The sequence below is a fragment of the Nitratidesulfovibrio liaohensis genome, from assembly GCF_011682075.1.
Taxonomy (GTDB): Bacteria; Desulfobacterota; Desulfovibrionia; order Desulfovibrionales; family Desulfovibrionaceae; genus Cupidesulfovibrio; species Cupidesulfovibrio liaohensis.
Map to the genome: position 1 here is coordinate 1 of NZ_VSMK01000748.1, position 653 is coordinate 653.

General features: G+C 66.9%; 2 protein-coding genes. Both read left to right on the top strand.

The genetic code is table 11. The features are described from left to right. The coding region (locus FVW27_RS18535) for a DUF456 family protein (protein WP_167128049.1) at positions 1-188 on the top strand (188 nt) is incomplete at its 5' end. 208 nt (positions 189-396) lie between these two features. Beyond that, positions 397-653 (top strand): TrmH family RNA methyltransferase (locus tag FVW27_RS18540; protein WP_167128052.1); only part of this gene is annotated, 257 nt, incomplete at its 3' end.

Here is a 653-nt window from a genome sequence, read left to right on the forward strand (position 1 = left end):
TGCCCGGCGCGCTGGCCGGGGCGTGGTTCGGCTGCTACCTTGCGGAACTGAGCCACGGGCGCCCGCGCGACGCGGCCCGGCAGGCCGCCTGGGGGGCCTTTGTGGGCAAGTTTCTGGGCCTGTCGCTCAAGTTCGCCGCCGGGGCCGTGGTTGCGGTCATGGGCGCTGGGCAGGTATGGCCCGCGTAGGCTTCTCCCCCTTCCGCCCAACGGACCAAATTAAAAGTTTGAAAGGAGGGATGGGGGTTCGGGGGAAGGGAGGAAAAATTTCGCTCTGCGGTCGCCATCCGTAAGACTCGCGCGTTGCGCTCGCCTAACGGCTGGCGCAAATTTTTCCTCCCTTCCCCCGATACTCCTGTCTTTTCCCTCTCCCTCCAACCTTCTTCCCCAAACGACAATGCTGCACAACCTGACGGTGGTACTGGTAAAGACCCGGTTTCCGGAAAACGTGGGCATGGTGGCCCGGGCGTGCGCCAACATGGGTGCGCGCGACATCGTGCTGGTGGACCCGGAACGCTGGAGCGAGGCGAACGGCGACCCGGCCAAGGCGGTGCCGCTGGCCACGCCCAAAGGGCAGGACATCCTGTCCGGGGTGCGCGTGGTGGGCACGCTGGCCGAGGCGGTGGCCGGCTGCGCGGTGGTGTTCGGCACCAC